The organism is Paenibacillus chitinolyticus NBRC 15660, assembly GCF_000739915.1.
Taxonomy (GTDB): Bacteria; Bacillota; Bacilli; order Paenibacillales; family NBRC-103111; genus Paenibacillus_F; species Paenibacillus_F chitinolyticus.
The window spans coordinates 69,351-93,235 of record NZ_BBJT01000007.1 but is presented as its reverse complement, the minus strand read 5'-3'; the positions used below and the strand labels follow the sequence as shown (position 1 = coordinate 93,235).

Sequence of the window (23,885 nt, the reverse complement as noted above, 5' to 3'; positions counted from 1 at the left end):
GTCACCTCCTTTTAATTTGCCGGCTAATCGATTTGTTCTTCGATATCTTTCAAGTTTTCATACATTTGGAGCAGAAGGCGGCGGAAAAGAAGCTTCTCTTCCGTCAGAAAGCCCTTCAGGCACGTTTCCTCGATTTCGCGGAGGGCTTGTTTAACGGCGGTCGTTGCCTGATGCCCTTTATCGGTCAGATAGACACGCGATACCCGCTGGTCCTTGCTGTCGGCTCCGCGCCGGAGAAGTCCGGTTTTCTCCATCCGGGTAATCATGACGGTAAGCGTGGCGGGCTTTACGCGCATTTGAGCGGCCAGTTCGTGCTGGCTTTGGCCGTCTCTCTCGGACAAGCGGATGAGCAGAGGCGGCTGCCCTGGGTAAACCTCGTAATTCTGCAGCAGCTCGTGCAGGTGACGGCGGTGAAGCTTGAATACCCGAGACAAGATCTGCATGACGGAATCCGATTGGTAAATATCCATGATGGCTTCTGTTCCTTCCTTTATTAGTTAGTCGGCTAATGAATAGTGTACGGCTATTTCCGAAAAGGGTCAATGGACAGAATCCTTGGAAATCAACTGTCCCATCCTAAATTTTACAAAAAAAAGACCTGCCTGAAGGCAGGTCCCGCTTCTAATGAATAAGTTTGCTTTCTTTGGCGCGGCTTATGAATTTGGCGCTGGATTTGTTGATGACTTTTTTAAGCGCCAGTCCGATCAGCAGGGTAATTCCGATGTAGATAGCCATCATGACCAAGTCTTCCATGATAATGTCCCACAGGATGCCGCCAACGGCTTCCCGCATCATGCTGATCCCGTACGTGAAGGGCAGATACGGATGGATGGCCTGGAAGAACGGAGGGGTCACCTGAATCGGGAACGTACCTCCGGAACCTGCAAGCTGCAGCACGAGAAGCACGATGGCCATCGCTTTGCCGACATTGCCGAATACGGAGACCAGCGTGTACACAATGAGCATAAAGACCGCGCTGAGCACCATTCCGAACAGGACAAACCATAATTTGTCGACGACATAGGTTTTCAGGATGAACATGTCGCCCAGCGTGACCATCAACGATTGCATAACGGCCAGAGTACCGAACGTCAAATAGCGGCCGAAAAATACCTGGTAGCTCTTGTAGCCCGGCTCGTGCACTTCCACCGTCAGCAGCGAGACGAGAAGCAGAGCGCCTACCCACAGGGAAAGCGTCGTGAAGAAAGGCGACATGGCCGAACCGTAGTTCGGAATCGGGAACAGCTTGTTTTCTTTGAGCTGTACCGGCTCCGCGAAGAACTCGCTTTCCTTCTCGAAGTTGTTTTTCAGAAGGTCGATCAGCTCCGTCAGGTTGCCCTCTTTCTCGAAGGCGCGGATTTTATCGGCCAGATCCTTGATTTTCGTCTCTGCTTCGGGTAGGCGGGCCTGGATCTCTTTGAGCTCCTTGTCCCCGACGGCCAGGCCCTTCGCCGCATCCCCGAGAATTTTCTGCAGATCGGGGATGCTTTTGACAGCTTCGCTCAGTACGGTATGAGCGTTCTGGGCCGTCTTCTTCGCCTTGGCGATCCCCTGGAGAATCTGAGGCTGAATTTCGCTGTCGTACCGGCCCAGGATGTCGCCGATGAAGCCGGCCGTTTCCTTCGAGAGGCGGTTCAGGTTATCGACCAGCTCCTGCGCCGGTTTCTCGCCTTTGTCGATCGCGTCCCTGATCTTGCCGACCGTGGTCAGCTGCTGCTGGAATCGGTCCTTGACGGACTTCAACCGGTCGATCACAAACGGCATCACTTTGCCGCCCGTGTACTTGTTCAACTGTTCGAACAAGCCGATCATCCGGTCCGTCACATCAACCGCAACCGTGAGACGCTGCGAGACCCGGTCGATCGCGGCCTTGGCGACGGCGGGGTCGAAGTTGGCGTCCTTCAGGATGCCGGTCAGCTCCTGCGTGGCCGTCGCCGTCTGCTGAAGCAGCAGGAGGTCCTGCTTGATGTTCGGACCGAGCGCTTCGACGGCCTCAGAGCCCTTGCCGAGGAAGTCGCCGAGCTTGTTGGTGAATTCCTCTCCGTCTTTGGCAAGCTGGGTAACGATCGGCAGGTTATCCTGCGCTTTTTTTACAATGTCATTCGACTTATGTACATCGTCCAGTGCGACGCCGACAGCCTGATTAAGCTCGGGGAACACCGTTTCTAGCTTGAAAACGAGCGTTTTCACTTTCTCGATCGTCGGCAGTTCGTTTTCGAGCTCGACGCCGATCTCATTGAAGATCTGAAAAATCGTTCCGTTTGCCACTTTGATAAAGTTGCGGCTGACCTCGTCAATGACGCCCGTGGCCCCTTTGGACGTGATTTTCGGCGAGACCGCGTTGATTTTCTCGTTCACATAGTAGAGAATGTCCGCTTTTTGCGGATCATCGGTCAGCACCGTAGCGATTTTGGCTGAAAAATCGGCGGGAATAATAATACTGGCGTAATACTCCCCGTGGTTGACGCCTTTCATCGCTTCTTTCTCGTCGACGAAGGTCCAGCCGATCTTTTCGTTCTTTTTGAGCGAGGCTACGATTTCGTTCCCCAGATTCAGCTGTTTGCCGCGCAGCGTAGCCCCCTCGTCGTTATTGGCGACCGCGATGGCAATGCCCCCGGTCTGACCGTAGGGATCCCAGGAAGCTTCGATATTAAACCACGCGTAAAGCGAGGGCAGAAATACAAGTCCCAAAATGATGACAGCGGCCACCCAATTGGTCGCGATGTTTCGGATGTCACGGGCGTAAATGGACCCAATTTTTCTCATAAGCGTTTCTGTGTCTCCTGTCTCTATACAGAGTTGATGTTAGTATTGCTTAGCTGCCTCCCAGACATACCCATTATCGGCCGAAGGCTCCCTCTTTTGTATATTTAAACAGGGAATTACGATGTTAACAACACCGGGCCGGTTTTGCAAGCAGCGAAGAGGAACACAGGGGGGAAAAGAATCGGGTAGAGGCGTTCCTCCGTCCTCTCTCGATTTCATGCATAGGGGCAAATAAAAAAAGAGCAGACCGGAGTCTGCCCTTTATTAACGTCCCGCTTAAGCCGGGTTCAATTCCAACTCATCCTCTTCGTCGCGGTCAAAGGACGCGCGGTCGAATTCGCCTTCGGAGTTGGCCACGATCAGCGTGGACACCGTAGTACCCGTCGCGTTCACAGCCGTACGGCCCATGTCGACGATAGCGTCGATAGCGAGGGTCAGGCCCAGACCTTCAAGCGGCAGACCGAGAGCGGTCAGTACGACCGTCGTCGAGATGGCAGCCGGTCCGGGTACGCCGGCAACGCCGACGGAGGAGATCATGCTGACGAGCACGATCAGAATGTAATCGGACACGCTCAGCGGAATGTGGTAGACGCCTGCGACGAAGATCGCAACGACAGCGGGCCATACGCCGCCGCAGCCGTTCATGTTGATCGTCGCGCCGAGCGGAGCCACGAAGCTGGCGATACGCGGAGATACGCGCAGTTTTTTCGTCAGGACTTCCAGGTTAACCGGAAGTGTCGCGTAGCTGCTGCGGGTCGTGAAAGCAACGGCGATCGTCGGGTAAGCCTTGCGGAAGAACTTGAACGGGTTGACCTTGGCTACGAACGTAACCAGACCGCCGAACGTAATGATGAAGTGAAGCAGAAGCGCCGTGTACGTGGCCAGAATAAGCATGATTAGCGGCTTCAGGGTATCCACGCCGTATTTGGCGGCCATAGCCGCGATCAGCGCGTATACGCCGTATGGAGTCAGGCGGATGACGTACTTGATCACCTGGTGAAGCACTTGAGCCAGCGAAGCGATCAGGTCCTTCACGGGCTTGACGGCGTCAGGCTTCTTGGAGCCGATATGAACGATGGCAACAGCCACGAAGATTGCGAAGATCAGAACCGGAACGACTTTGCCGGTCGCCATTTCATTGAAAGGATTCGACGGAACGAGATCCAGGATAACCTGGGAGAACGTCGGGATTTCTTTCGGTTTGAAATCTTTAAGCGTGCCTTGCGGAATGCCGGAGCCCGGATTGAATACGAGCGCGACGAGCAGTCCGATCAAGGCTGCGATACCGGTAGTCGCCAGGAACAGTCCGATCGTTTTCAGCCCGATTTTGCGAAGCTGCCCGAGGTTGGAAAGACCGGCGATGCTGTTGATGACGAGCACGACTACGAGCGGAATTACCATCATTTTGATGAGATTGACGTAGATCGTACCGATCGTGCTGACGCTTTTCGCGTCGATTTTGTAGGTATTGAAGATGAACCCTACGATAAGACCGATACCAAGACCGATCAGGACGCGGTAGCCGAAGCTGACGCGTTTTTTGGCTAAGAAATAAAGAAAGCCGATAATAACAAGAGAAACAACCAGGGAAATCCAGTTGGTCTCGAAAGCTTTGATCAAGTTGTTATTCATGAAGCCTGTTCCCCCTTAATGCTCATAAGTTTAGTCGGGATTAATGATATGTATCGTACTACCGGAGCCTCAAAACGTCAAGCGTCAATTTTTAAGTTGTTTTTCAAATCTATGTAAAGGTTCATCGGAATAGAAGAGGGCACGGAGTGGCGGGCGGAGGAAAATATTTTGCGGGAGGGCTTCGGACAGAGGTTGGTATATCAAGTAAAGAAGCAGACCGATGACGTGTGAACAGGGAAAACAAAAGGACGGCTTAGGCGGTCCCGGCGTCAAGGCGTCAAAGTGGAGAGTCAAGTCCGGTATGCCTGAGCAACCCCTTCCAACTTATCGCGAGTCCCCTAGATTTCATTTTTTGTAAATAAATTCTAGAATGCATTATAATGAAGAAAAAAGTTCAAAGGAGACCGCGAACATGTCCTTCTTATATAGCGATAAATGGAAACAAAGTGCGCTGATGAGCCTGCTGGTTCTGTCGTTGGGGGTGTCCGCGTGCGATTCGGCCGGTTCTTCCGAGCCGACTGCCAAGCAGGCGGGGAAGGAGGCTGGGAGCGGGAAATCCGCGGCCGGACAGAAGGCCGCACAAAACGCCGCCATCTTGACGCCCGAAGGCGTTACTTTACAGGAGCGGTTCAAAGCGCCGAAAGGGTTCGAACGCACGCCGGCCGAGCCGGGAAGCTTTGCGGCGTTTTTACGCGGACTGAAGCTGAAGCCGGACGGCTCGGTCGTTCATCTTTTCGACGGGCGCGAGAAAAACAAGCCCGGGGTCTACGAGGCTGTGGTCGATATCCCGATCGGCAGCCGCGATCTTCATCAGTGCGCCGATGCGGTCATGCTGCTGCGGGCCCAATACTTATTCGACCGGAAGCAGTACGGGGAGATTCATTTTAACTTTGTGAACGGGTTTAAAGCCGAATATTCAAAATGGATGAACGGATATAGAATTAAGATGAATGGAAATGAGGCATCGTGGGTAAAAAATGGTGGGTCCGATAACAGCCAGGAGGGTTTCCGCAAGTTTATGGATGTGGTTTTCGCCTATGCGGGAACGTTATCGTTGGAAAAAGAGCTGATACCGGTCAAAAAGAGCGAAGTGAAGCCGGGAGATGTGTTCATTGTCGGAGGATCGCCGGGACATGCGGTCATTGTCGTGGATACAGCGGTGAATAAGTCGACGGGGGAGACCTTATTTATGCTGGCGCAAAGCTACACGCCCGCCCAGGAGACGCATATTTTGGTCAATCCTGCAAATCCCGCTCAAAGCCCGTGGTACACGCTTAAAGAAGGAGGCGGTCTGAAAACGCCGGAATGGGAATTCGGCGAAAATAGTTTAAGGAGATTTCAGGGGAATTAGGAAGTAAAAACCGTTTCCAAGCCCGGATTCCTCGTTAAAATGAAATTTTATCCTTAAAGGTTGTAAATTAGAACCCTTATTAAGTAAGATAGACGTAAATCCATCCATTATGTGACATAGGGAGCGCTTTTCATGCAAAACTTTTGTTCGAAATGCTTCGTTGGGGAGCGCGGCTACACGGTCTACTTTGGCGGAAGCGAAACTTCCGCGTTTCTGGATGCCTATTTGCCGGAATACCCGGCGGATAAGTGGGATAAAATCGATTCACGGCTGTACTGGATGCACGAATCTCTGTTCAACGCCATGCTCGATTATGTGACCGCGCATCTGGAATATGCCAATATCCGGGCCGTGCGGGCGGACAAGCATGATCCCTTGCAGGGGCTGGACAAGCTCAAGCCCGTCCAATTTTTCAAGGAAGAACGAGATGCCAATTGGATTGACGATGTCATTACGAACCGCTCTATCCGGACTTTTTACCAGCCGATCGTTTCTTTTGACGGCGTGGAAAGCTCCATTATCGGTTACGAGCTGCTGTCGCGGGGAACAGGGCGGGACGGCGGGCTGATTCCGCCGGTTCAGCTGTTTCAGGCCGCTAAAGCGAGGGACCGCCTGTTCGCGCTGGACCGCACATGCCGCTTGGAAGCTGTCCGGAACGCCGGCGGTCTGGATGACGGGCTGATTTTCATCAACTTCCTCCCGACGTCCATCTATAATCCCGTTCACTGTCTTCAATCGACAGTTGAGATGGTGGAGAGAACGGGCGTAAACCCCGAATCGATCATTTTCGAGGTGGTGGAGAGCGAAGAAATCAACAATATGGACCACCTGAGAAGCATCTTGGCTTTTTACAAAAAACATGGCTTCCGCTATGCACTGGATGATGTCGGAACGGGTTTTAACAGCCTGCAGGTCCTTTCCGAACTGGAGCCCGACGTCGTGAAACTGGCACTTGAATTTTGCCGGGGCGTCAGCAAGGATAAAAGAAAACAGCGCGTGGCACGCGCTGTGGCAAGAATGACCCAGGAGCTCAATTCCCGTGCGCTCGCGGAAGGAATCGAAGACCGCGACGATCTGGAATGTCTCCGGGATCTCGGTTATGAATGGTTTCAGGGCTACTACTTCGGCAAGCCGGAGCCGCAGCCGCTGAGGGTCCTGCCGTCTTGGACTGCATAAATATACAGGCTTTCTTCTAAAAAAACGGGCATCCCGCCTTAGTCCATCTCGTAGATCGAGCCGGACTTGCTCGCGTAAAGCTCGGCGGCGACTTTCTCCGCGTACGCGTCGGTCATGCCGGAGATATAATCGGCGACCAGCCGGGGCCAAGACCATACGGAGAGATGCCGCTCGTAGTTCTCGATCCAGTCGGGCGGAATAATGAGCTGTCCGTGATCCGGCACTTTAAAGCTGTCCCACAGCCGGCGGATGATGATTTCGCTGCGCTTTTGAAGCCGCTGGACGCGGAAGTCTTTGACGAGCGTGACCCAGGCCAATTTCTTGATTATCTCCATCGTACGGAGAAGATCAAGGTCCCGGCGGCCTTCGCGCACGAACGTGACGCGCTTCCAGCCTTTATCCGGGTCGTCGATAATGCCGACTTTTCCGGCGAAGGAGCTGACCCAGCGGGCTTTCATCTCTCTGCGCGTGCGCGAGGCTTCCCGGTCGCACTGGGCGTAGATGAGCTCCCACTGCTCGAGGTAAGAGGCAAGCACCTGCTTCACCATCGCGGTGATGTCCACCTGCTCCCAGCCGACCTCGAGGTTGCCCTGATCGTTCACGATTTCCTGAACGAGGTGCCCGATCAGCCGGTCGTCTTCGAAGAAGGAGCGGTTCATCTGGATTTTGCCGGCGCGGATTCCGTCCTCGATGTCGTGCGTGGAGTACGCAATGTCATCGCATAAATCCATGAGCTGGGCTTCCAGCGTCGGACAGCCTTCCGGCATGTTCCACATGTCCCGGAGCTGCCGGATGCCCTCCCACTCCATCCCGTACACGCCTTTGAGCCGTCCCGGCTCTTCCAGGCTGTATGGGTATTTGTTGATGGCCAGAAGCACGGCGGCCGTCAAATCCAGGCCGCTGTCGCTGCCGGCGCGTTTCTCCAGAAACGTCAGAATCCTGAAATTCTGCGCGTTTCCTTCGTAGGAGAGGCCGTGCTCTTCCCCGAGAAGATGATTGAGCACTTCCTCGCCTTTGTGGCCGAACGGAGGATGTCCCAAATCGTGCGCGAGAGATGCGCATTCCACGACGGCCGGGTCGATCATCAAGCCGGGATGCTCCCCGCCGATGCAAAACGCGTATTGTTTTCTCATACGCCGGGCAACCTCGCGGGCAATCTGCGAAACCTCTAGGGAATGGGTAAGCCGCGTCCGGTAATAATCCCCCGTCCCCGCACCGAATACCTGCGATTTGCCCTGCAGCCGGCGGAACACCGGAGACTGAATAAGACGGGCGTAATCGCGTTCGTATTCGTCCCGTTCCTCGCTGAATGTACCCAGTGCGGGTTCATCCAAACGGTACTTGCGCATATCCATCCGTTTCCCCCCTTCTACCTTCTCTATATGTGAATAATCCTAACACGTGAAGACGTTTTGCAAATTGTAGCACATCCGGCCCCTGTGGGAAAAGGGACAAAGATTCAGGGAACCTTCGTCCAGACTGCAGCGGGCGGGGTAAAGGGAGCTGCCGACCGGAGTTTAGGGGAAGCTGCCGGGCCCGTATCCGTTTTATTTATAAAGGATATCGCCCTTCAGGGACCCTACCTTCTCCGTGATTTGACGGATATCGTCTTCGGTGACTCCGAAATGCGCCAAAGAGGCTTGCAAATGGTTGACGATGCTGTCGAAATGCTCCGGCTGCAGGTTCAGTCCCGTATGGGCCGCAGCCATCGACTTGCCTGTGTAGGGGGCGCCGCCGAGCGCATAGCTGATGAAAGCCGTCTGATGACGCAGCTGTTTCGCCATATCCGTATCCCGGAAGAAATGATTGACCGATTCGTCCGCAGTGATACGCTTGTAAAACTCCTCTACGACTTTTCCGATTGCTTCTTTTCCGCCAAGTTTCTCGTATAAGCTAGTTTCCATTGTTTATCTGCCTCCTAAGTATAGGGTCCTGCTCTTTTATATTACCCTTCTGAACGTTAAAATCTCAAAAAATCCCTGACCGTCAATTAGGGGGTAGCGGTTAAAGGATTAAAGTCGTACACGCCGGACGATCAGCGATTTTATCTGAACGTAATCTGGAACGCAAAAAAGCAGCCCTCCATTTGAGAGGCTGCCGCTTCGTCCGATAACCGGCCGGGGGTCTTGTCAGCTGACGTCTACCGCAAGGATGTCCAGGGGACCTCCTTCTGCCGCAATGGGAAGCAGATCGTACACCGAGATCGGAAACATGGGAAATCCGACGTAATAAGGAGTGATGTCAAGAAGATCGAAATACAGCACCAGCGCTTTATCCGCCAGATAGAAGTTTTGATCGGGCCAGACGGATTTGAACGGAGGGTTCAGCAGGGGCAGTTTGCGCCGCTGAAGCTGTACCTTTACGTGCTGCGAAAGCAGTTCCACGTAGCCGCTTCCGGGCTTGAAAAGCTGTGAAAGGGTGAAAAAATCCCCGGAGTTCACATCGCATGTAAGAGATTCCGCAACGGTATACCCGTGGGCCATGGGGGCCGAATAGGCATAGTTGGTGGCGATCAGGCTGAGAAGTCCTCTCTCGTTCGTCTTCACCTCATAATGACCTGTCATCTCCTGGAGAGTGCCGGTCTGGTATTTCTTCTGTTCGTTAAAGAGCAAAGCCGTAAGGCCGGAGAATGCCGCGTTTAGCTTTTTCTGAACCGCAGGGCTTCGAAGGCCCGAAAGTTTCGGCGTATAGATCGTCACCCCCGGAGATGTGACGGTTTCGGTTTCCACCTGAACAGGGAGCTGAAATAAGGAGGCCATGCTCTTCTTCCTTTCCGGATGTCGTCTCATGCTTAACCTATTGCGGGAAAAAGGTTTTTAGACGTCCGGTCCGGCAAACCGGCTCCAAAGTCCGGCATCCCGGCATTGGGTCAGCGGGCAAGTCTGCGGATCAAAGCGGAGAGCTTCAGCAGCCCCTTTTCCAGATCTTCGAGAGAAGCGTAGGAATACGAAAGTCTGAGATAAGGGGCGGAGAGAGGATCGTACAGGCTTCCCGGATTCAGAAGGATGCCTGCCTGGAGCCCTTTCTCAAACAATTCCTTCATGGAGAGAGAACGGGTAAGCTTCAGCCAGATGTAAAAGCCCCCGGACGGGACTTTCCAGGAGGCGATATCCTTGAACCCGCTATCCAGCAGCTCCAGGGTCCGGTCGCGGCGCCTCCGCATCTCCGTACGAACCGTCTCCAGATGCCGCGGATATAACCCGCCGGAGAGAAGTTCGGCGGCCGCCCACTGCGACAGCGAGCTGGAGCCGTAGTCCGTCTGCATCTTGAGGTCGGCCAACCGGTCGATGACGGCTTCGGGTCCGACCACCCAGCCGATGCGCAGGCCGGGACTCCACGTCTTGGAGAGGCTTCCGAGGTGCAGGACAAGCCCGTTCTTGTCCATCGCTTTCAGCGGCGGAGGCGGGGGTTCGTCGAGCCACAGCTCGCGGTACACGTCATCCTCGATGACGGGAAGCTGCGCGGTCTCGCACACCTCCAGCAGCTCTTTTCTCCGGTCTTCCGGCATCAGGGTGCCGGTCGGGTTATGAAAAGACGGGATGGTGTAGAGCATGGCTCCCTTGGCGCGCTTGGCCAGCTCCGGGATGCGATCCGCCATTATTCCGCGCTCATCCATCGGAAGGCCGCACAGGCGGACCCCGGCGGATTGGAACATATGGAGCGAGAACAAGTAAGACGGCTTCTCCAGCAGCAGGGTGGAGCCGGGCTGCGCCAGGCCGAGGGAAATGAGCTGGAGCGCCTGCAGCGCCCCCGAGACGATCAGAATGGACGAAGGGGAGGCATGGATGCCGCTTGTGCTCAAATAAGCGCTAATCCTCTCCCGGAGAGGGAGCAGCCCCTTCGGCTCCTCGTAGCCGAGCGAAGTCATGCGGTCCGGCAGCCTCTCGAGCACTTTTCTCGTCATTTCATGGGGGTGAAGAGCGGGAGAAAGCTCTCCGGTTCCCAGCCTGATCATGCCGGGGACGAACTCCGCCCGGTTGATCTCCCGGATCATCGTCCGGTTAGGCCGGTGGACGCCCGACTGCACGTAAGAGGTCCAGTCCGGAACGGCCGACGGCGTGAGCAGCGTCCAGGAATTGTTGACGACCCGTGTGCCGCTTCCGCTGCGGCCCTCCAGGATTCCGTCGGCGATCAGCTCGTCAACGGCGGCTACGACGGTGCTGCGGTTGACTTCGAAGACGGCGGCCATAGCCCGCTGGGGAGGGATTTTCGTGCCTACGGGCCACTCGCCGTTTTCGATTTTGCTTTTAATATACTGTTTGATTTGAACGGATAAGGGAATGGAGGAAGTCTTGTCGGGTTTCCAGCTGCTGTCCTGCATGAAGGGTTCCTGCTTTCTGGGAGGATGTCCGGCTCTCTGAACGGTCCTCTGAATTTAGCCGGTCCAGGCTCGCTTGTTCCAGTATAACGTTTGGTTGGCTCCCAATCCATCCAAATGGATGGAGACAAACGGTTATCTTTCTATATCATGAGGAAGTAAGACAAGAGAAACTAACGGTAGAGAGATGGAGGAACCGGCATGATGTTAACGGCTGCGGCCGCCCTGCACGGACTAATTCTGGCTATGGGGCTTATTTTGCCTCTGGGGGTGCAGAACGTATTTATTTTCAATCAGGGGGCTTTGCACAAAAAATATATCCGGGCGCTTCCGGCCGTTCTGACAGCTTCGTTATGCGACACGCTTCTGATCGGTTTGGCGGTTTTCGGCGTCTCCGTACTCGTTCTGAAAATCTGGTGGATCAAAACCGTGCTCATGAGTGCAGGCGTCATTTTTTTGGCCTATATGGGCTGGACAACGTGGAAGAGCGCTTCACGCAAGGACGCGGATCAACCCGCAGCGGGTGATGAAACACGGTACCCCGCACGCAAACAGATCACATTCGCCGCTTCGGTTTCCCTGCTGAACCCTCATGCCATCCTGGATACGGTCGGTGTCATCGGCACGAGCTCCTTGCAGTACAGCGGGACGCATAAATGGGTGTTCGCCCTGGCGTGTATCCTTGTTTCCTGGTTTTGGTTCTTCGGTTTAGCCGCGCTGGGCTGGCTGACGGGCCGGATAAGCGGGTCCGCACGGTTTACGGCGGTTCTGGGCAAGGTGTCGGCGATTGTGATGTGGCTGTCGGCGGGCTATATCGTCTTTTCTTTTTAATGTTCGTGTTTTGGTGATTAAATCGCTTTGTTTTTATGAAAATTCCTTTTTTACAAAAAATAAACCGAATATTTAATGGGATCTGGGTTGACTTCGAACATGATTTTCGTTAACCTGTTTAAGGGGCGAACGTCTCCGTTAACAACTAAATTTGCATGTTACCTATTCGTATATCTTTGGCAATACGGGCCAGAGGTCTCTACAAGGAACCGAAAATTCCTGGCTACGAATGGACGGTTTTACCGTACCATTCGAAGGCCGGGATTTTTTTGCGTGCCCGGCTCAAGCCTGATACCTTTCATAACTGACTGGGGGATACGATCATGAGCAACCGTTACGATGTCATTATTGTGGGGGCCGGACCGGCCGGGATATTCGCTGCCTATGAATTTTCGTTAAAATCACCGCACCTTAAAGTGCTGCTTGTAGATAAAGGGCATGACATCGGCAGCCGCCGTTGTCCGATTCTGGAAGAGAAAATCAAGCTGTGTCCGCCTGCCGCGGGACGCAAGGAATTTGCGGGCTGCCTGCCCGCCTGTTCGATCACTGCCGGTTTCGGCGGCGCCGGAGCTTACAGTGACGGCAAGTTCAACATCACGACGGAATTCGGAGGCTGGCTGACGGACTATCTGTCGCCTTCACGCGTGCTGGATCTCATCCGGTATGTGGATGACATCAACTTGAAGCACGGTGCCCAGCAGACGCTGACCGATCCGCTCACGGACGTCGTGTCCTCCATTGAAAACCGCGCTTACGCGGCGGGACTCAAGCTCTTAAGGGCGCAGGTCCGCCATCTGGGGACGGAGCAGAATCTTGAAATTCTCCGTTCGATCAATACCTACCTGAAGACGAAAGTGGACATGCGGTTCAAAACGGAAGTCGCCGACCTGCTGACGAGCAAAACGGCCGAAGGCCATAAGATCCGGGGCATTGTGCTGAGCAACGGGGAAGAGATCGAAGCCGATTCCGTAATCGTGGCGCCCGGCCGCGACGGTTCCGCTTGGCTGACGAGCGTTTTGCGCAAACGCCGCCTGAAAATGTACAACAATCAGGTCGACGTCGGCGTCCGCGTGGAAACATCCGATGTCGTGATGCAGGAAATCAACAAGCATCTGTACGAAGGCAAGTTTATTTTCAACACGTCGGTCGGCACCCGCGTCCGCACCTTCTGCAGCAATCCTTCGGGACATGTTGTCGTGGAAAATCACAGCGGCGTCATGGCGGCTAACGGTCATGCGTACAAAGACCCGGCGCTCGGTTCACAGAACACGAACTTCGCCCTGCTCGTCTCGCACCAGTTTACGGAGCCGTTCGATAAACCGAACGAATACGCCCGCGAGATTTGCAAACGTGCCAATGATCTCTCAAACGGTGGCGTCATCGTTCAGAAATACGGCGACATCATCCGCGGCCGCCGCTCTACGGAAGGCCGGATCAAGGAAGGGTTTCTTGAGCCTACATTGAAAGAAGCCGTTCCCGGCGATTTGGGGCTCGTTCTCCCTTATAACACGATGAAGAGCCTGGTGGAGATGGTGGAGGCGCTGGAAAAAGTAACGCCGGGCATCGCGTCCGAGCATACGCTGTTTTACGGCGTGGAAGCGAAGTTCTACTCGGCCCGTCCGAAACTCACCGAGCAGCTCGAAACCGAAATCGCAGGCCTGTACTGCGGCGGGGACGGCGCCGGCGTAACGCGTGGACTGGCCCAGGCCGGGGCGGCGGGCGTCTGGATCGCCCGTGCCGTAGCGGAACGGGCTCAGGGCTAGCCGGGCTTTATGCGGACCGAGATTGCCGAACTGGTCGGGTTGGCCGAGTTGGCCGTAATCGGGCCGCTTCAACCGGAAAGCATCGTGCTCGGATAAACTGCCGCTGCCTTGGGGGGCGCGAATCGCACGAGCCGGGGCTGATCTAGGCTTGTACGTTTTCTAGGTTGTTCAGCTTCCTGTGAATGAAGTAAGCCCTGCAGACGGAATATCGTCTGCAGGGCTTTTTGGTACGCCCGCTGCCGGGCTATCGGTCGGGGGATGGCTGCCGCCGGCAACGCCGCTTATACTGGACGCAGCGCCGAAAACCGCCGGTTCCCGGGGAATAAACGGAGGGAGACCGCTTCAAGCGCAGAACGCCGCGCCGGTCTACGCTCCCGTTACGCCTCCGCCGGCATATGCAGCCACCAGACCCCGGCGCATTCCGGCAGGGTGACCCAGTTGTTCCGTGTTGTCTTCGCCGCCAGATCTTCTCCGAAGAAGAAACGTGCCGTTTCCTCGGCTTCCTTCAGCGACTCGAACGTGTAATCCAGGCGGAACGTCTCGTGGGCAAAGCAGTATTTTTGCGTCAACAGCGCGTAGTAAGGCTTCAGGAACGCGGGAGGATCCGGAACCTCCGTGCCGGTGCCCATCGTTTCCAGCAGGAGGAGAGTTCCGCCGGGGCGCAGAACCCGTCTCATCTCGGCAAGAGCTTGAGCCACATGGGCTTCCCAACCCGGGACATCCGAGCCGGCGAGGTAGCAGAGGCTCCAGCCGCAGACGAGAAGATCGGCGGAGTCGTCCGCCAGAGGGAGGCTGCGGTGGTCGGCGGCTGTGCAGCGCCAGTTCGTCAGCCCTGTCCGCCGAAGCTTGGAAGCGGTGACCTCCAGCATGCTTGAAGAGGCGTCCAGGGCGGTGACCGATGCGGCCTTCGGCGCCAAAACGGCCGTCAGGCGGCCTGTCCCCGCTCCGAGGTCCACGATGTCAAGCCCTTCATGGGGGCGGATGCGGTCAATCCTTTCCGCCAGATCGGGTTGTCTGGAGATCATCCGGTCGTACAGATGAGTCTGGTTGCGGTAAATATCGGTATGGTCGGGCATGCGGTTAGTACCTCCATTTTGGGGAATTAGAATGTGAAATCGGTTCTCCCTCCACACCCTAAGCGTTAACGCAGCGGCAAGGTCAAGCGAATTTTCGTTTCCTGATCAAGGGAGAAACTCATCGGGCGTCAGGTGTTCTCACGCGAGCAGTCCTGTCCGGTCCGCAGTCCAAACCATGGGTTCTCCGCCGTTCCGCAAAACCGGTCCATGCCTTTTCCGCTTCATTCTCCAGCAATTCATCTTAGGCAAAACTCTCCAAGCAAAACCTTATCCGCTTCGGCAAACCGAAGGCCGCAAATTGCCATGGGAGGTATGCGGATGCAGGATATCGGTATCCCGGTACAAGCCGGAATGATGCCGGACCGTACAGCGATTCCGGCGAAGTCTCTGTTTACGGAAGCCCGCGCCGGGCGGCAGCCAGATAAAGCTCGGGCGAAAGCTTGAGGCACTTGCTTTCAAACCCGTTTGGACCAAACCAGTCCAAAAAATCCAACGCGCCAGTCGGTGAATTCGTTCGATGCTTATCAGCCGAGGCTCCTCCATCGGCATTCCGGTTTATAAAACCCGCAATCGCGATGCGGCCCTGAGGTTTCAGCACCCGTGCCATTTCGTTCAGCGCCAATTTCTGCTGCCTGCCGGATAAATGATGAAACGCAAAGCTGGTTACCACGAAATCGAACTGCCCGTCCGTATAGGGAACGGCCAGGAAGTTGCCGATTTTGGCCGTCATGCCCGGGAATTTGGACCGGCAGATACGGAGCATCTCCTTGGACTGGTCAACTCCGTTCATAACCGCTCCGCGTTCCATAAACAAACCGGCGAGATTGCCGGTCCCGGTGCCCAGATCAAGTCCCGTTTCTCCGGGTGCCGGATTTATCTCCTCCACGGTCCGTTCAAGCGCTTCGCGGTAACCGGGATAGGCCGAGTCCCCGCTCCATACCCGCTCGTCGTGAGAAGAAGCCAGCTCGTCGAAGTTCCAGCGGTCCTCCCAGTTGCGGAGCTCCCGAACCTCTCTGGAATCCTGCGCAAGGCGGTAAAAGTCCTCCAAGGGAAGCCCGCGGCTCCCCTGCAAAAGCCCGATCATGTGGTCGGTCGTTTGCAGCGTCTGCCTGGTCTCCAACATACGGGCGTACAGGACAGAGCGCTGCAGCTCCAGATAATGGAGCAGTTCATCGTGCTCGCCACGTTCCACCTGCTCCAGGGCGGCCTGAATACCGCTGACGGACATGCCGGATTCGCGCAGAGCGACGATCGTCCGCAGTCTCCAGATTTCTTGTTCGGTAAAAGAGCGGTACCCGCTGGAGAGTTCCTTACCCGGTGCGATCAGCCCTTTTTCTTCGTAAAAGCGGATAGCCCGGGCCGATATTCCCAGCCGTTTGGCTGCTTCTTTAATGTGCATAACGGCCTTCCTCCCCCGTATTTCAACCGGCTGCGCGCCGGAATTTCATTTTTCTCTTTCTAGCTTAAACCTTTCCGTAACGGGAAGGTAAACCCTTCTTTTTTTCCGGAAGTCCGTTACTCTCCCCAAAAGTTTAATTCTGCTCGTCAGCCTTTTATACTGGTTAGTAGAAGGTTAAATAGAATAAGAGAGTAGGAGCGGATTTTTTCTCCGAACAGAACCCACCGTTTAAGGAGGTCCAAACGATGCGAATCGTATCAGGCGAAGACATGTACGAAATCGACCGTCAAACCGTGAACCTCATCGGAATAAGTGCCGACACGCTGATGGAAAGCGCGGGGCGGGCGGCCGCATCCCTTCTGCTGGAGCGGATTCCGCCGGAGGCGAAGGTTGTTGTGCTGTCCGGCGCGGGAAGCAACGGCGGAGACGGAATCGTGATCGCCAGAGTCCTGAAGGCGCACGGCCGGCGGGTTTCTCTGTGGCTGATTCCGCCGCGGGACAAAATCAGGGGAGCCGCCGCGGCCGCTTTGTCCGTCTACGAAAAATCGGGCTATGCCGCCATTGATTACACAGGTTCGGAGGCTGAGCTGGAACGCCGGCTTGAGCGGGCGGACGCGATTGTCGATGCGCTTCTCGGCATCGGAGTGAACGGCCCTCTCCGAGAGCCGTACCGGAGCCTGATCGGGAAGATCAACGAGCAGCATGCAGCCGTTTACGCGATAGATCTTCCGAGCGGGGTTCCCGCGAACGGGGGCCCCGTGGAAGCGGCCGTCCGGGCGGATGTCACCGTGACGATCCAGTATCCGAAGCTCGGGGCGTTCACGCACCCGGCCGCTTCTTACTGCGGCGAGCTGCTCGTCGCCGACATCGGCATCCCGCCGGCCGCGGCCGCAGGCTTGCCCCGCCGCTCCCTGTGGACGCTGGCGGATGTTCGGCGGACGCTGCCGCGCCGGAAAGCGTCCTCGCACAAGGGGACGCACGGAAGGCTGCTGGTGGCCGGAGGGTCCTTGCGGATGCCGGGAGCCGTCGTCCTCGCATCCCGTGCGGCGCTCCGAAGCGGAGCCGGGCTCGTGACGACGGCGGTGCCGGATTGCATCCACGCGATTGCGGCAGGCCATTACCCGGAGGCGATGTACCTGCCTTCGCCGTCGGAGGCCGGTCACTTCCGGGGCGAGCTGCCTCTGGGCGACGCCGCCTTCGGCGCGATCGCCGCAGGGCCCGGCCTGGGCCGCACGCCGGGTAGCCGGGCTGTCGTGGAACAAGTGCTGCGCCAGGACGTACCCGTCCTGCTTGATGCGGACGCCTTGTTCCACGCCGCAGAGCTCCTGCCGCTGCTGCGGAAGCGCCGCAAGCCGACGGTGCTGACGCCGCATCCGGGCGAAATGGCCCGGCTTACGGGCAGCACCGCCGCGGCGGTAGAGGACGACAGGTTCGGCGTGTCCGCCCGCTTTGCGGCCGAGACCGGCGCCTATGTCGTCCTGAAGGGCCCGCATACGATCGTTGCGGCCCCGGACGGCATGCAGCGCGTCAACACGACGGGCAGCGCCGCATTGGCCAAAGGCGGCTCCGGCGACGTGCTGACAGGCATCGCGGCGGCGTTTCTCCTGCAGCACGAGGACGTTCTGCAGGCCGTCAGCAATGCCGTTTACATCCATGGTCTGGCTGCAAGTCTGCTGACGGAGGAACACCACTCCCTTGCGGATGTTCTGGCCAGCGACGTGATCGAAAGCATCCCGTCGGCATTCCGGCATATTTACGGAGATGAGGGAGGCGCGGAAGGGAAATCGCCGAAGCCAGGCGACAGCTTCTTTTAACCGTTGCACAGAGTTTTCAGAAGCTTTGCTGCGAATCGTCGGCCCGAGGTCCGGATGAGACGGCCGGGAAACGCGGCATACCGGTTAGCCGCACTTCGCGAGCTGTCGGCGCGCGGTGCGGCGCCGTATGACGTTGGACGGTACATGCCCGCCGTTTATCAAAGGCAGAGGACGAAGCGGAAGAACTTTTTGTGCAGGTAAGGATGTAACTTCGGGAGAATATTTCCCAATGACGTCTCTGGAGAGATATTCCATTACTTTGAGATGGATTAAGGAAATATTCCTTTTTTTAAATATTCCGTTTATTTACAAAAGTGGGTATGAGGCAGGAATTCGGGAGCCGGAAGCGAATGCCTAATAAGGATCGCGATGTGAGGTTTGGAGGTTTTTTTGTATGCGAAAAATAAGTCTGCTGGTGCTGGCCGTCCTATTGGTCTTGAGTCTGTCTGTCCCGGCGTTTGGAGCGGAGTCCCCGCTTTCTTTGAAAAAGAGCGTTTCGACTCCCCGATATGAAAGGCCGCAGGCTGCGAAAGACGCGCTGCCCGGACAGGTTATCGTCAAATACAAAGAAAAAGCGGATACGATGGTTATGCAGGGACTGATGGGTCCCGAGAAGAGAGCGGAACTTCCCGATCCGCCGAGTTCGAAATACAAGCAGCGTGTAGGATCGAAGGGTCTGGTCACGATGGAATTTCCCAAGTCCGAGCCGGTTTCGGACGTGCTTGAGGAACTGGAAAACGACCCCGACGTGGATTTCGTCGAACCCGTTTATCCCGTATGGGCCGCCGAGACGAAGGCTGCCATACGGAACGGAGGCGCCGGGCAGGGATCGGCGGTACGGACTACGACCGGCTCCGCAAGTGCGGCGGATTCGCCCGCAAAAGCGGCTTCCTTGCCGAACGATCCTTATGTGGAGCAGCAGTGGTGGTACCGGGCGATCCAGTCGGATCTCGCGGATACGAGTACGTTGGACGCCAAACTGCCCGGTGTTGTGATCGCCGTTGTCGATACTGGCGTGGACTCTTCCCATGACGATCTGAAAGGGAGTCTCGTGGAAGGGTACAATTTCGTGAGCAACACGCCGGACACCCGGGACGATAACGGCCACGGTACGAATGTGGCGGGCATTGCGGCGGCACTGAAAGACAACGGAGTCGGTATCGCCGGAGTGGCCAGCGGAGCCAAAATTATGCCCGTTAAGGTTCTCGACAGCGAAGGCTACGGAAGAACGGACGTGATAACCGAAGGCATCTATTGGGCCGTAGATCACGGAGCGGATGTGGTAAATCTCAGCCTGACGTCGGCGAGCTCCTCCCGGGTCATGGAAGAAGCGGTGCAATATGCCCTGCAAAGAGGCGTGATCGTCGTTTCCGCCGCAGGCAACGAAAGCAACCACTGGACGGGCAATGACACGGGCGAACTGGATCAGGTAAAAGGGAGCGAAGATCCGTTGGCCCACCGGTTTGTGAAGGATGTGGCCTTTCCGGCCAAGCTGCCGGGAGTGCTTGCGGTAGGCGCCGTCGACTGGTATCCCCAAACGGAATTTATCGTGGCGGATTTCTCCAATTCCGGCAGCAGCCTGAGCGTAGTCGCACCGGGCGTGGATATATACAGCACGAACAAAGGCAACGGTTACACGGGACGCAACGGCACTTCGATGGCGGCCCCGATGGTGTCCGGTCTTGCCGCTCTAATTCTCGCGGGGGATGAAGGTCTGGATGATCTCACCACTTCCGAAAAGGTGGAGCGTGTAGGCCGTATCATTTCCGAAACCGCTAAGGACCTGGGGCCTCCCGGCTTTGACGATGAATTCGGGTCGGGACTTATTGATGTCAAGAAAGCCATGGAAACACCGCGTATAAGTATTCAAGCGGCTAACGGCAGCACGAATTTGACCGGAACGGGCGAACTTCGGGCGGACATCCGGCTCCTTAACAAAGACGGCTCCCTCGCAGCGGACGCCGGTGGTGCCGGCAAGGCGGATTTATTCACTTACACGTCGAACGGCACGGAGCCCCAGTTCGTTAAAACGTTAACGTTTCAAGCCAGTCAGGGAAAAGCTTCTCTTACATACAAGCCGGATAAAGCCGGTAAATACATATTGGTTGCTTACAACGATGAGAAAAGTCCGCTTTGGGTGAGCGGCGAGCTTACGTTCCAGATGAAGCCGCAAGCTCCTCAGGCCAGTCTCCGGAGCGGAAGCTACACGGGTACACAGAAAGTCGCGCTGACCGCATCCGACCCTGGCGCCCAAATGTACTATACCTTGACCGGAGCGGCGCCTACCGTACAGTCTGCCGCTTATACCGGCCCTATCGAGATCTCCCGGACACAAACCCTGAGAGTCATCTCGGCCGCAGGCGGAGCCGTTAGCGACGTCCAGACCTACCGCTATGAAATCGTGACAAGCAGCGGAAATACTGGAGGCGGGGACGGCAACGGAAAGCCCTCGGAAGAAACTGTTACCGACGTTAAGGCGGACTCAACCGTAATCCAGGAAAAAGGCTACGCGATGCTGGATGTAAAGGTTACCGACGAGAATTTGCAGCCGTTGCTTAAAAATCCGGATGTGGCTCTGATCGGGGTGCAGGCCGTTTCTGCGGGAAAAAATAACACCGCCGGAGCGAAGGTTCATCTTCCGGCATCCTTCTTCGCCAGCGGCCAGTCCAAAGGGCTGCTCATTACGACGAGTGAAGGAATCTTAAGGATGGAAGCGGGTTCTCTTCAAGTGGACGGCAGCGAGGAAGTGGTTATTTCTCTCCGCCGGACGCATGCCACCGAGAGTCTGACGTCCGCTTATCCTGAAGGCGCGTCGCCTATGTCCTCCATCCTGGAGATTAAAATAACGGCCGGAAGCCGGATGATCGGCAATCTCCAAAGACCCGCAACCGTGACCCTCAGTCACGCTGCGGCATCTGATTTGGGGGTCGATCCGGAGAAAATGGGCGCCTTCGTTTACTCCGAGGACGATTCTGAGTGGCAGTATGTGAAGGGGACCCAAAACGAGGGCAGCATGACGTTTGCCGTCGAGGGCTCCTCGTACGCGGCTGTCTTCTCGGTCGACCGCACGTTCGCCGATATGAGTACCCACTGGGCGAAACGGCCTGTGGAAGTTCTCGCCGCCCGGCAGATCGTGGACGGCATGGACGCGAACCGCTTCGTTCCTCAGGCGGGCGTGACACGGGCTCAGTTCGCGGCGATGCTGGCCCGCCTGCTGCAGCTTCCGGCGGCTCCGGACGGCAAGCAGCAGTTCCGCGACGTCACGAAGGGCGCTTGGTACGCCGATGTCATCGCCCGCTCTTACAGCGCGGGGCTTGTCTCCGGCGTCACGGACGACCGCTTCATGCCGGACGAGCCCATCACGCGTGAGCAGATGGCCGCCATGCTGGTTCGCGCCTTCGCTTACGGTAGCGGCATAGCGCCGGACGAGCTTCCCGTGCCGAAGACGGCTTCTTTTGCCGACGAAGGTACGGCGGGGGCCTGGGCGGTGTCGTTTATGCGGAAGGCCGCCGGGCTCGGTCTGATCGACGGCTATGAAGACGGCACCTTCAAGCCGTTGAACGGCGCCACGAGGGCGGAATCCGCAAGCGTGATTTACAAGCTGAGCGCGCGCGAGTACTGATTTTTCACGTGCTGAACGCTGAATGTGCTGTCGATTTCCTCCTTTAAATTCGCTTTAAAACCGTCTCGGGCTTTGGCCCGCGGCGGTTTTTTGGTTCTTGGACACTGTGGGGAGCTGGGGCGGCACCGGAGGCATTTTTAAGGGAAAGCGATATTTAAGGTGCGGTCAGGCGAAGGACAGGAAAAGGTTGGGGGCTTTTCGGGGCGCCGATCGTCTTTTGCAGGTTGAACTCTCCGTTTGTTATGGGTATGATGGAATACAAATACCGAATTGGACTGCGGCAGCGATTTCCGATAAGAAAGAAAGGTTGATCCGGATGGAGAACAAAAGCGCCACAACAAATACAACCAACACCAATTTCATTAAAAACATCGTGATCGAAGATCTTAACGAAGGCCGTGTAGATACGGTCGTCACGCGTTTTCCGCCCGAACCGAACGGGTATCTGCATATCGGGCACGCCAAGTCGATCTGCCTGAATTTCGAGCTCGCGGACGAATTCAAAGGCAAGACGAACCTGCGTTTCGACGATACGAATCCGGCCAAGGAAGACGAGGAATTCGTCAGAGCGATCAAGGAAGACGTGCAGTGGCTGGGCTTCGAATGGGACGGCCTCTTTTTCGCTTCCGATTATTTCGACTATATGTATGAAAAAGCGCAGCTTCTGATCCGCAAAGGAAAAGCGTACGTGTGCCAGCTTAACGCGGATCAAATCCGCGAAGGCCGCGGAACGCTTACGGAGCCGGGCAAGGAGAGCCCGTACCGCGACCGTCCGGCGGAAGAAAGCCTGGATTTGTTCGAGCGCATGCGCAAAGGCGAGTTTAAGGACGGGGAAATGGTCCTCCGCGCGAAAATCAACATGGCTTCGCCGAACATTAACCTGCGCGATCCGGTCATTTACCGCATTTCGCACGCGCACCACCACCGCACGGGAGATGCCTGGTGCATCTATCCGATGTATGCTTTCGCGCATCCGCTGGAGGATGCCCACGAGGCGGTTACCCACTCCATCTGTACCCTGGAGTTCGAGGATCAGCGTCCGCTGTACGACTGGATCATTCAGGAATGCGAAACGGAACATGTGCCGCATCAATACGAATTCGCCAAGCTGAAGCTGACGGATACGATCATGGGCAAACGCTACCTGAAGCAGATGGTGGACGAAGGGGTTGTGGACGGATGGGACGATCCCCGCATGCCGACGGTGTCGGGTCTGCGCCGCCGGGGCTTTACGCCGGAATCGATCCGCAATTTCTGCCGCGAAATCGGCGTGACGAAGAGCGACAGCACGGTCGACGTGAAATACCTGGATCATTTTATCCGGGAAGATTTGAAATTGAAGGCTCCTCGGACGATGGGTATTCTAAAACCGCTCAAGGTGGTCATTACGAATTATCCCGAAGGCCAGGTGGAGATGCTGGATGCCGAAATCAACTCGGAGAACCCGGAGATGGGCATCCGCCAAATTCCGTTTTCACGGGAGATTTATATCGAGCAGGACGATTTCATGGAAAATCCGCCGAGCAAATATTTCCGCTTATTTCCCGGCAACGAAGTGCGTTTGAAGCACGCCTACTTCATCAAGTGCGAAGAAGTGGTCAAGGACGAGGCGGGCCGTGTGATCGAGCTGCGCTGCACCTACGATCCGGAGACGAAGAGCGGAAGCGGGTTTACCGGCCGCAAAGTGAAGGGAACGATCCACTGGGTGGAAGCGACCCGCGCCGTACCGGTTGAGTTCCGGCTCTACGAGCCGCTGGTTCTGCCGGAGCAGGAAGAGAAGGAAGAAGGAAGCACGTTCCTCGACCGGATCAATCCGAATTCTCTGGAGGTCCTGAGCGGATTTGTGGAGGAGAACATGAAGGATGCCGAGGGTAACGACAAGTTCCAATTCTTCCGCCACGGGTACTTCAATGTGGACCCTAAAGCGTCCACGAAAGATCATCTGGTCTTCAATCTGACCGTATCGCTGAAAAGCTCTTTCGATATCAAGCAGGCTTAATCACAGCCGGATCGGTAAAAAGAGCGGCCCGCCTAAAGCCGCGTCGGCCTTACGTGCCGCATCTCGCCGGCTTCCGGTCCGCGGCCAAATACAAAAAGCAGGTTCAGGAGAAATTCCTGACCTGCTTTTTTTGTGTGG

Annotated in this window: 16 protein-coding genes and 1 riboswitch; of the genes, 7 read left to right on the top strand and 9 right to left on the bottom strand. The window is 56.2% G+C overall.

What is annotated here, in order from left to right:
- Window positions 1-23 precede the first annotated feature (23 nt).
- From PCH01S_RS17640 to PCH01S_RS17630, 3 genes are all read right to left on the bottom strand, one after another.
- A complete protein-coding gene (locus PCH01S_RS17640) occupies window positions 24-470 on the bottom strand; it encodes a MarR family winged helix-turn-helix transcriptional regulator (RefSeq protein WP_042231305.1) in 447 nt (148 codons plus the stop codon).
- Between the two features lie 151 nt (window positions 471-621).
- Window positions 622-2,766, bottom strand: coding sequence for a YhgE/Pip domain-containing protein (locus PCH01S_RS17635; RefSeq protein ID WP_042231303.1), 2,145 nt, complete (start codon window positions 2,764-2,766; stop codon window positions 622-624).
- A 276-nt stretch (window positions 2,767-3,042) separates the two neighbouring features.
- On the bottom strand, window positions 3,043-4,398 hold the full coding sequence (locus tag PCH01S_RS17630) for a dicarboxylate/amino acid:cation symporter (protein ID WP_042231301.1): 1,356 nt from the start codon (window positions 4,396-4,398) through the stop codon (window positions 3,043-3,045).
- 412 nt (window positions 4,399-4,810) lie between these two features.
- On the opposite strand from PCH01S_RS17630, the gene PCH01S_RS17625 reads away from it, so the two are divergent.
- Both PCH01S_RS17625 and PCH01S_RS17620 read left to right on the top strand, forming a co-directional pair.
- Window positions 4,811-5,749, top strand: a complete 939-nt coding sequence (locus PCH01S_RS17625) for a DUF4846 domain-containing protein (protein ID WP_042231299.1) — start codon at window positions 4,811-4,813, stop codon at window positions 5,747-5,749.
- 132 nt (window positions 5,750-5,881) lie between these two features.
- A complete protein-coding gene (locus tag PCH01S_RS17620; RefSeq protein ID WP_042231296.1) occupies window positions 5,882-6,925 on the top strand; it encodes an EAL domain-containing protein in 1,044 nt (347 codons plus the stop codon).
- Between the two features lie 38 nt (window positions 6,926-6,963).
- Here the strand turns inward: PCH01S_RS17620 and PCH01S_RS17615 are convergent, their stop codons facing one another.
- The 4 genes from PCH01S_RS17615 to PCH01S_RS17600 all read right to left on the bottom strand — a co-directional run bounded on the left by PCH01S_RS17615 (window position 6,964) and on the right by PCH01S_RS17600 (window position 11,246).
- Window positions 6,964-8,280 carry a deoxyguanosinetriphosphate triphosphohydrolase family protein gene (locus PCH01S_RS17615; protein WP_042231294.1) on the bottom strand — a complete coding sequence of 439 codons (1,317 nt, stop codon included), beginning with the start codon at window positions 8,278-8,280 and terminating at the stop codon, window positions 6,964-6,966.
- 192 nt (window positions 8,281-8,472) lie between these two features.
- On the bottom strand, window positions 8,473-8,829 hold the full coding sequence (locus tag PCH01S_RS17610; protein ID WP_042231291.1) for a group I truncated hemoglobin: 357 nt from the start codon (window positions 8,827-8,829) through the stop codon (window positions 8,473-8,475).
- 225 nt (window positions 8,830-9,054) lie between these two features.
- On the bottom strand, window positions 9,055-9,684 hold the full coding sequence (locus PCH01S_RS17605; protein WP_042231290.1) for a DUF3298 and DUF4163 domain-containing protein: 630 nt from the start codon (window positions 9,682-9,684) through the stop codon (window positions 9,055-9,057).
- A gap of 110 nt (window positions 9,685-9,794) precedes the next feature.
- Entirely contained in the window at window positions 9,795-11,246 is a 1,452-nt protein-coding gene (locus PCH01S_RS17600) for an aminotransferase-like domain-containing protein (RefSeq protein ID WP_042231287.1), read from the bottom strand.
- A gap of 198 nt (window positions 11,247-11,444) precedes the next feature.
- On the opposite strand from PCH01S_RS17600, the gene PCH01S_RS17595 reads away from it, so the two are divergent.
- Together PCH01S_RS17595 and PCH01S_RS17590 are read left to right on the top strand one after the other, a co-directional pair.
- A complete protein-coding gene (locus PCH01S_RS17595) occupies window positions 11,445-12,074 on the top strand; it encodes a LysE/ArgO family amino acid transporter (protein ID WP_042231284.1) in 630 nt (209 codons plus the stop codon).
- A 146-nt stretch (window positions 12,075-12,220) separates the two neighbouring features.
- Window positions 12,221-12,320: riboswitch (purine riboswitch) on the top strand.
- A 77-nt stretch (window positions 12,321-12,397) separates the two neighbouring features.
- Window positions 12,398-13,837 (top strand): NAD(P)/FAD-dependent oxidoreductase, encoded by a 1,440-nt coding sequence (locus PCH01S_RS17590; protein WP_042231282.1) that lies wholly within the window; start codon window positions 12,398-12,400, stop codon window positions 13,835-13,837.
- 377 nt (window positions 13,838-14,214) lie between these two features.
- Here PCH01S_RS17590 and PCH01S_RS17585 read toward each other — a convergent pair whose 3' ends face one another.
- Window positions 14,215-14,913, bottom strand: a complete 699-nt coding sequence (locus PCH01S_RS17585) for a class I SAM-dependent methyltransferase (protein ID WP_042231279.1) — start codon at window positions 14,911-14,913, stop codon at window positions 14,215-14,217.
- 391 nt (window positions 14,914-15,304) lie between these two features.
- Window positions 15,305-16,312 carry a MerR family transcriptional regulator gene (locus tag PCH01S_RS17580; protein WP_042231278.1) on the bottom strand — a complete coding sequence of 336 codons (1,008 nt, stop codon included), beginning with the start codon at window positions 16,310-16,312 and terminating at the stop codon, window positions 15,305-15,307.
- Window positions 16,313-16,557: 245 nt separating this feature from the next.
- On the opposite strand from PCH01S_RS17580, the gene PCH01S_RS17575 reads away from it, so the two are divergent.
- From PCH01S_RS17575 to PCH01S_RS17565, 3 genes are all read left to right on the top strand, one after another.
- Window positions 16,558-18,126 carry a bifunctional ADP-dependent NAD(P)H-hydrate dehydratase/NAD(P)H-hydrate epimerase gene (locus PCH01S_RS17575; protein WP_042231277.1) on the top strand — a complete coding sequence of 523 codons (1,569 nt, stop codon included), beginning with the start codon at window positions 16,558-16,560 and terminating at the stop codon, window positions 18,124-18,126.
- A 394-nt stretch (window positions 18,127-18,520) separates the two neighbouring features.
- A complete protein-coding gene (locus PCH01S_RS17570) occupies window positions 18,521-21,748 on the top strand; it encodes a S8 family serine peptidase (protein ID WP_042231276.1) in 3,228 nt (1,075 codons plus the stop codon).
- A 316-nt stretch (window positions 21,749-22,064) separates the two neighbouring features.
- Window positions 22,065-23,747 (top strand): glutamine--tRNA ligase/YqeY domain fusion protein, encoded by a 1,683-nt coding sequence (locus tag PCH01S_RS17565; RefSeq protein WP_042231275.1) that lies wholly within the window; start codon window positions 22,065-22,067, stop codon window positions 23,745-23,747.
- Window positions 23,748-23,885 lie beyond the last annotated feature (138 nt).